Origin of the sequence: Streptomyces sp. rh34 (genome assembly GCF_002551245.1) — a bacterium.
Taxonomy (GTDB): Bacteria; Actinomycetota; Actinomycetes; order Streptomycetales; family Streptomycetaceae; genus Streptomyces.
This window is the reverse complement of the sequence record NZ_NTGZ01000619.1, coordinates 1-384: the sequence shown is the minus strand read 5'-3', so window position 1 is coordinate 384 and position 384 is coordinate 1. Positions and strand designations below refer to the sequence as shown.

Genomic DNA, 384 nt, shown 5'->3' with positions numbered 1-384 from the left:
GTCCGCGTCCTGTTCGGCGCGTACCGCCTCGGCGGCCTCCGCGAGCAGCGCCACCCGGCGGGTGAGGCGTTCCGCGTAGGCGGCGACGGACCCGGACTCGCCCCGGACCACGGCGAGTTCGTCCCGCAGCACGGCCTGTTCGCGGTCGAGTGCCTCCCGCCGGGACGTGCGGGCCGCGGCCCGCCGCTCGGTCTCCTGCCGGAGTTCGAGCCGCCCGAGGTGCTCGCGCTCCGCGGCGTCGAGGGCCTCGCGGGCTGCGTGCGTCCCGGCGGCGAGGCGGTGCTCCTCGGCGTGCTCGGCGGCCAACCGGTCGACGATGTCGCGGAGTGCGTCGACGGACGGGCCGGGGTCTGTCTCTTATACACATCTCTGAGCGGGCTGGCA

The 384-nt window shown here is 76.0% G+C and carries 1 pseudogene; it reads right to left on the bottom strand.

Features of this window, described 5'->3' with window-relative positions:
• Positions 1-306, bottom strand: a pseudogene (locus CR470_RS38505) (AAA family ATPase); the annotation flags it as partial.
• Between the last annotated feature and the right edge of the window lie 78 nt (positions 307-384).